Raw genomic sequence first — 6,640 nt, forward strand, 5'->3', positions numbered from 1 at the left:
AGTAGCGTCGGATAAGGCCGCGGCGTCTGGCGCGTGCGATCGCAAGGCGGCGGAGCGCCCTCATACCGGGTCGTCTGTGGGCGTTTCGCCAACGCAGCGAGCGTGCGTGGCAGGCGTCGCGGCCCCGGCGATACTTCTTACCCACGGCCTAGTGGCGGCGCCGCGGGCGCTTGCGGCTGGAGGCGAGCTGCGGGTAACCGCGGGCTATCACCACGCCGCCGACCAGGAACACGGCCCCGGATGCGCCGACCACGAAGCCGAGTGGCGGCTGGACGTCCTGCGTCGCGCCGACCGCCTGGGTCCTGGTCGCCTTCGACTGGGTCGATGCGCTCAGGCTCGCGCTGTCCGCGGGCAGGTAGCCGGACTGCCACGGAGCCGGCGCCGGCTGGGTGGTGTCGTTGCCGTTCGGCGCCAGTTCGTTCTGGCCGTTCTGCAGGGCCGCGAAGTTGAGGCCGTTGGCGGGGTTCAGCGGCAGCGTGCCGCCGTCGAGCACGCCGTCGTAGCGGAACGGCGCGAAGCCGTTGCTGAGGAAGTCCTGCAGCGGGGCGTCGACCACGAAGCGCGCGTCAGTGCCCGGATGCGACTCTTCGTAGTAGTCGAACATGGTGTGCGCCGAGTCGGCCCAGCCGGCGAAGAGCACCGTGTGGCTCGAGGAGAGCAGTATGTCGCCCGGCAGCAGCGCGCTCGCGTCGATCACATGCGAGACGGTGTTCAGGTTGCCGGTCCAGAAGTCAATGTTCTGGTCTAGTGCCCAGGCCATCGAGACGTAGCCCGAGCAGTCCTGCCGGTAGGTGCCGTACTGGTCGGTCTTCCAAGAGGTCTGACTGTAGGGCACCCGCTCGCTCAGCCAGGCCTGTGCGCGCACGATGATCTGCGCCCGCGAGATGGATCCGTGCGGGTAGCGCACCGAGGAGTCGCCGGGAGGCACGTCAGTGTACGTAAAGCCCGAGCCGTCGCCATTGCCCCCGCCACCCCCACCGCCCCCGCCCCCGCCGGCCGGCGGCGTATACGGGGTCGTAGCCGGCGTCGTCACCGGGGCAGAGCTCTTCGTCGCGGTCGGCGTCGGGCTCTTCACGAGCGAAGCAGAGGCCGAATCCGACGGTAAGCCCGAACTCTTGCTCGGCGTCGAGGACGGGCTCTTACTCGGCGTGGAGGAAGGGCTTCCACTCGGAGACCCGCTCTGCGAGGTGCAGGGGGTCGGCGTCGGCGACGCCGGATCGGTCGGTGACGCGCCGGTCGACGCGCCGCCGCCGCTCTGACCGGCGCTCGGTGTGGCCGACGCGTCGGCCGACTTCGACGCGGACCCGGAGGGTGACGCAGATGCGCAGCTGGGAGCGGGTGACGAGCCCGCCTCCGCGACACCCGAGTTCGCGGGTATCACCAGCAGGGCGCCGATCGCGACCGTACCGGTCGCCACCGCCCCCACCACCGATGCCGCAGAACGTCCGCCCCTGCGCACTTGCCTTGGCACTTTCCAACCCCCAGCTTTCGCCGCTTGCCGTGCATTCGGATCATGCGCTCGTGCCGGAGCGCACCGTCCCACCGTAACGAATCTCTTCGCGGCCGGGCACCCCCGATCAAACTAAGAGTCGACGAAGAATCGGCACTAGCCAGCCCCCCGCGCCCGCACTACGTTGCGAAAAAGCTTCGTGCAGGAGGGGAGCGGGCCGGTGGCTGGCGGCACGGCGGACAGTGGCGCGGCGCGGGTCGATGAAACCGACAATCAGGACGAATCGGACTGGTCCGAGCAACCACGCGGACTGGATCTGCCCAGGTTGACGCGTTATCTCGCGGTACGGCTGCCAGGATCGGTGCGACCGCCGCTGCGCGCGACGCCCTTGCCGGGCGGGCGCTCCAACCTCACGTACGAACTCTGCGATGCTGATGGCAGGGTGTTTGTACTACGGCGGCCGGCGCTGCCCGTTGGGGCAGGAAATCAGGTTCCAATTCCCGCCACTCTCGCCCCTCCGGCACCCGGCGTCGGCCGCGGCGACGTCCGGCGCGAGTACCAGGTGATCAGGGCGCTGTTTCAGGCCCACGGACGCGGCGGCCGGGTGCCCGTTGCCGAACCGTACCTGCTGTGCCAGGACGTCTCGGTGATCGGCGCGCCGTTCTTCGTGACGGCCAAAGTGCCCGGAATCGTATTCTGCCGGGCCAAACAGGCGGCGACGCTCAGCCCCGCGCAGTCCAGATCGCTGGCCCACGGCCTGATCGACACGCTCGCGGCGCTGCACCTGCTCGACGTGCGGGCGACCGGCCTTGCCGACTTCGCGCGCACGGACCAGTTCCTGATCCGCCAGGTGGACCGCTGGGACCGCCTGCACGCGGCCTCCGCCAGCCGCGAGGTGCCCAAACTCTCCCGCCTGGCCGCCGGGCTGCGAGCCGGGGTGCCGGCCGGCGACAGGGTGGCGATCCTGCACGGCGACTACCGGCTCGAGAACGTCGTCGTCTCCACCACCACGCCCGGCCGGATCGCGGCGGTACTGGACTGGGAGGCGGCCACCCTCGGCGATCCGCTCGCCGACCTGGGCCTGCTGCTGACCTTCTGGGAGGGTGCGGGCGCCCCGGCCAAGCCGATCGCCTCGGCGCACACCTGCAACCGCGGATTCCCGAGCGTCCGCCAGATGGCAGAGCGGTACAACGTCAAGACCGGCTTGGATCTCTCACGCATCGGCTGGTACGTCGCACTGAACCACTACCGGGTCGCCGGACTGCTCGAAGCACTGCATTACCGCACGTTGCACGGCCTACCGGTCGCTCCCGGCTTGGAGCACGCGGGCTCATGGGTCGCGGACCTCGTCGATTCAGGCCTCGCCGCTCTGCGCGACGAGTTCTAAGTCGGCTACCGCGTCCAGTGGCTCTCAAATCCGGAGGCGGCCGATTTCGTGCCCCACTAGCCTCAGCACTGTCTATGCGTATTCCTTCGATGCCCACGCGCACGTTCCCCCGCCGATTCGCCGTCGCGGTCACGGGTAAGGGGTGAAGGTGCTCCAGCTCGCATACGCACGGCTGCGCGCCGAGGCTGCCGCCGTGTTCGGCCCGCCTTGGCGGGCTGCGCGCGCCGGGAAACTGACCGCGTTCCCGGTGGCGCTGACTTGCACGGCGCTGATCGGCGTCTTCGCGCTCATCCAGCACACGACCGCCGGATGGTGGGTCGTCGAGCACGTCGCGGGCGTCTACCAGGCGCTTCCGCTCCCGCTGATCCTGCTGCGCCTTCCGCTCTCGATGCTCGCGCCGGCGCCCGACCTTCCGGCCTGGGGAGCGATGCTTCAGGTGCTGGTGGTCTTCGCGCTGAGCGAAGTGCACCTCGGCCGCATGCGCACGATCATCACCGCGGTGTGCGTGAACGGGCTCACCACCGTGTCCGCCCGCATCATGGTCATCATCGGCCTGCAGTTAGCCATAGGGACGCCGCAGGTGGATCAGTACGAGCTGGACACCGGGCCGTCCACGGTCGTCGTCGCGCTGAGCATCTACGTGGCGCTGAAGTGCCGCGCGTACCTCATCTTGACGATCACCGCCGTCGCGATGGCGGGCGAGGCGATCGCGCTGCCCAACCTCGCCGGGCGGGAACACCTGGTGGCGCTCGGCCTCGGCGTGGCCGCCTACCTCATCGGCGAGCGCAGGCGGCTCTCGCTCGGCCGCCTGCCGCGCAGTGCTCCATCGCCTCCGCCGCCCGCCGGGGCCGACCTGGCCGGCCAGCCCGCCGCCACGCCGGCCGCTACTGCAGGTACCCCTCTACCTCTCGCGCCGGACGCAGTTCCTCCGCGTCCGACGCCCCGGCCCTGAACCGGCGGATCTGGTCCCAGAGCTGATCCAGCTCCACCTCCAGCGCCTTGAGCCTGGCCCGCTCCTCCGCGTCGAGACCGTGGACCTCCACCGACCGGATGCGCAGCCGGTGCTGCTCCGCTTCCACCTCGGCGATCCTCGCCTGGATCTCCTGCTCGGCTTCCATGGCGCTGTCCTCTCCGTTCGAAGGCCGACGAGTCGTCCGTCGTCGCCTTCCAGGAGACCACAACCGCCGCACAAGCGCACGAGCCTGTGCCCAAGCCGCGGCACCGAAGCGGCGTCAAACTGTGATACCGGTCACATCTGACGCTACATCACGCTCACTTGCCCCAACGCGCCCCTGTTGCGAGTCGACAGGGAGGCTGGTCTTTCTATATATACGAATGCTGATTGTTTGGCGCAGCTGCAAAACCGAGGAGCCGTGACGCCGTGACGCCCGAGCCAGCCGTTCCGAGACCGCGCACGGCAGGCGCCGCGCCGCGCCCAGTCTCCGCGCACCCGGGCGCGGTGCCCGGGACCTCCCTCGGGGCGGCCGCGGCGCACCCGGCGCCGCGGCTCGCGCAGAGCCGGGACCGTGGCACGGTGGCGGTGATCCTGTTCCAGAACGCGCCGCTGTTCGAAAGCTCGATCCCGCTGACCGTCTTCGGAGTCGACCGGCGCGGCCAGGGCCTGCCGTACTACCGGCTGCTGGCCTGCATGGGCGAGGCCGGGCCGCTGCCGACCACCGGCGGGATCCTGATGGCGACGCCGTACGGGCTCGCCGCGGCGGACGCGGCGGGCACGGTGATCGTCCCGGCCTGGCGCGCCCCGGCCGAGCGGCCGCCCGAGCCGGCGCTGGCCACGCTGCGCCGCGCCGCGAAGGAAGGCGCCCGGATCGTCGGGCTCGACCTGGGCGTGTTCGTGCTGGCGGCGGCGGGCCTGCTGGACGACCGCTCCGCGACGACGCACTGGATGTACGCGCCGGCGCTCTCCCGCCGCCATCCGCGCGTGCGCGTCCAGCCGCGTGAGCTGTGCGTGGACAGCGGCCAGTTCATCACGGGCGCGGGCGCCGCCGCGGGCTTCGACGCGTGCCTGCACGTGGTGCGCCGCGACCACGGTCCTCAGTCGGCGGCCAGCCTCGCTCGCCGGCTGGTCTTCCCGATCGGCCGGCGGGGAGGGCAGGCGCCGTACTTCGACGCGGAACTGCCCGAGGAACTGCTCGGCGACCCCATAGCCGAGGCGATGGCATGGGCGCTGGACCACCTGACCGAACCGTTCGACGTCGACGCGATGGCCGAGCGCGCATCCCTCTCCCGCCGCTCGTTCGACCGCCGCTTCCGCTCGGCCACCGGTTCCGCGCCGCTGCAGTGGCTCAACGCGCAGCGGGTGATGTACGCGCAGCGCATGCTGGAGTCCACCGACCTGCCGATGGACCAGGTGGCGCTGCGCAGCGGTTTCGGCTCGCTGGTGGCGATGCGCGGCCATTTCCGGCGGCACCTATCGACCTCCCCGACCGCGTACCGGCAGACGTTCCGCGGCACGCTCGCCGACTCCGGCGGGGACAGTGCGCACCCGGCCGCACGCGGTCAGCATCAGGCTCAGTCTCAGGAGCAGCCCGAAACGCAACCCCCTTCACGTCCACAAGCCCACGTCGGCTTCACCGTACGCGACGGTGCATAACCCCAACGGCCGATACCCTGACGGCATGAACGGCATCAACGACCGGCTGGTATGGATCGACTGCGAGATGACCGGCCTCGATCTCTCCCGCGACGCGCTCATCGAGGTCGCCGCACTCGTCACCGACTCAGAGCTGAACATCCTCGGCGAGGGCGTAGACGTAGTCATCAAACCCCCGGCCGAAGCCGTCGAGCAGATGCTCCCCGTGGTCCGCGAGATGCACACCGCCTCCGGCCTGCTGGACGAACTGGAGAACGGCCGGGACATGGCCGAGGCCCAGCAGCTGGTCCTGGACTACATCCAGCGGCACGTCCCCGAGGCGCGCAAGGCCCCGCTGGCGGGCAACACGGTGGGCACCGACCGCGGCTTCCTCTCCCGCGACATGCCCGAGCTTGAGGCCCACCTGCACTACCGAGTGGTCGACGTCTCCAGCATCAAGGAACTGGTGCGCCGCTGGTACCCAAGGGTGTACTTCCAGGCGCCGCCGAAGACAGGCAACCACCGCGCGCTCGGCGACATCAAGGACTCGATCGAGGAGCTGCGCTACTACCGCGCCACGGTCTTCGTCCCGCTGCCCGGCCCCGACTCGGAGACCGCGCGCGCCACGGCCGCCCAGTTCGGCACGGCAAGCAGCGCGGGCGGCGTGGGCACGACCGGCGTGGGCGCGGGAAGCACGGGTCCGTCCGGTGTGGATCCGACCGCGGGCTGACTCCAGAAGATCCCGCACCGCCCCACCGATCCCATCCCCGCCCCCGACCCCGACCGGGCGGCGATCGGGCCCCGTGCCGCGCCACCCGCTAATGGGTTTCAGAGCACCCCCGCGCGTCCGCTACACTCTTCCAAGCAACACAACAGCACGTCATGGTGGGTGTAGCTCAGCTGGCAGAGCGCCAGGTTGTGGTCCTGGATGTCGTGGGTTCAAGTCCCATCACTCACCCCACAAGACAGCGCCCCTGAACTGCGGCAACGTAGTTCAGGGGCGCTTTGTCGCGCCTACCCGCGCACGCCCCGCAGCGCACTCCACCAGACCCGCACTACCGGCGCCACCTGCGCGGATCCGTCTCCCAGAGAACCGATTTCAACTACGCGGCGATCTACGGTAATCTCTTCCACGCAACGCGCCGTTAGCTCAATAGGCAGAGCAGCTGACTCTTAATCAGCGGGTTCGGGGTTCAAGTCCCTGACGGCGCAC

General features: G+C 70.1%; 7 protein-coding genes and 2 tRNA genes. 7 read left to right on the plus strand and 2 right to left on the minus strand.

The window, feature by feature from the left end:
• Positions 1-148 precede the first annotated feature (148 nt).
• Positions 149-928, minus strand: a complete 780-nt coding sequence (locus VFA06_RS07030; protein ID WP_324839615.1) for a hypothetical protein — start codon at positions 926-928, stop codon at positions 149-151.
• 4 nt (positions 929-932) lie between these two features.
• Between VFA06_RS07030 and VFA06_RS07035 the strand changes: the two genes are divergently transcribed.
• The 3 genes from VFA06_RS07035 (at position 933) to VFA06_RS07045 (ending at position 3,789) form a co-directional block, all read left to right on the plus strand.
• The gene (locus tag VFA06_RS07035; protein WP_324839616.1) at positions 933-1,259 is read left to right on the plus strand and encodes a hypothetical protein; all 327 of its coding nucleotides are present in this window, start codon (positions 933-935) and stop codon (positions 1,257-1,259) included.
• 552 nt (positions 1,260-1,811) lie between these two features.
• The gene (locus VFA06_RS07040) at positions 1,812-2,837 is read left to right on the plus strand and encodes a phosphotransferase family protein (RefSeq protein WP_324839621.1); all 1,026 of its coding nucleotides are present in this window, start codon (positions 1,812-1,814) and stop codon (positions 2,835-2,837) included.
• Between the two features lie 148 nt (positions 2,838-2,985).
• A complete protein-coding gene (locus tag VFA06_RS07045; RefSeq protein WP_324839617.1) occupies positions 2,986-3,789 on the plus strand; it encodes a hypothetical protein in 804 nt (267 codons plus the stop codon).
• On the opposite strand, the gene VFA06_RS07050 is transcribed toward VFA06_RS07045, so the two are convergent.
• Complete coding sequence (locus VFA06_RS07050; protein ID WP_324839618.1) at positions 3,722-3,955, minus strand: DUF2630 family protein; 234 nt, start codon at positions 3,953-3,955, stop codon at positions 3,722-3,724. The two genes, VFA06_RS07045 and VFA06_RS07050, sit on opposite strands and share 68 nt — an antisense overlap.
• A gap of 341 nt (positions 3,956-4,296) precedes the next feature.
• Between VFA06_RS07050 and VFA06_RS07055 the strand changes: the two genes are divergently transcribed.
• The 4 genes from VFA06_RS07055 to VFA06_RS07070 all read left to right on the plus strand — a co-directional run bounded on the left by VFA06_RS07055 (position 4,297) and on the right by VFA06_RS07070 (position 6,639).
• Positions 4,297-5,448, plus strand: coding sequence for a helix-turn-helix domain-containing protein (locus VFA06_RS07055; protein WP_324839619.1), 1,152 nt, complete (start codon positions 4,297-4,299; stop codon positions 5,446-5,448).
• A gap of 34 nt (positions 5,449-5,482) precedes the next feature.
• On the plus strand, positions 5,483-6,157 hold the full coding sequence (gene orn, locus VFA06_RS07060) for an oligoribonuclease (RefSeq protein ID WP_349260086.1): 675 nt from the start codon (positions 5,483-5,485) through the stop codon (positions 6,155-6,157).
• A gap of 155 nt (positions 6,158-6,312) precedes the next feature.
• A tRNA-His gene (locus VFA06_RS07065) sits at positions 6,313-6,388 on the plus strand.
• A gap of 178 nt (positions 6,389-6,566) precedes the next feature.
• Positions 6,567-6,639, plus strand: a tRNA-Lys gene (locus tag VFA06_RS07070).
• The last annotated feature ends 1 nt before the right edge of the window (position 6,640 follow it).

It is taken from the genome of Actinocrinis sp., from assembly GCF_035653575.1.
In the GTDB taxonomy this organism is placed as follows: domain Bacteria; phylum Actinomycetota; class Actinomycetes; order Streptomycetales; family Catenulisporaceae; genus Actinocrinis.

Coding starts and splice junctions, on each gene's coding strand:
- VFA06_RS07050 (WP_324839618.1), bottom strand. CDS start 3,955: ATGGAAGCCGAGCAGGAGATCCAGGCGAGGATCGCCGAGGTGGAAGCG.